This is a genomic window from Agaribacillus sp. DX54, from assembly GCF_056858335.1.
Window position 1 is genome coordinate 1 of record NZ_JBXEQE010000174.1, and the last position, 262, is coordinate 262.

The window sequence follows — 262 nt, forward strand, 5'->3', positions numbered from 1 at the left end:
TAACAAGGCCTGTTCCGGTGTTTCCGATTTGGGAGAATGCATAAATATTACTTCCACACCGCAGGAAGAAAATTCATCCATCAGCACTATCTGATAGGCATAGTTACGACTCAGCCTGTCTGGGTTGTAAACTAGAACTGCCTGTATTTGTCCCTACGCACTTAAATCTCTCACCCGCTCAAGCCCGGGACGCACCAGGATAGCTCCACTATATCCTTCATCCTTAAATACATATTCATCGGGAACAACATAGCCATGTTCC

The 262-nt window shown here is 45.4% G+C and carries 1 protein-coding gene; it reads right to left on the minus strand.

The features are described from left to right. Positions 1-147: recombinase family protein (locus AC04NP_RS30860; protein ID WP_482863990.1), on the minus strand; the 147-nt coding region annotated here is incomplete at its 3' end. Positions 148-262 lie beyond the last annotated feature (115 nt).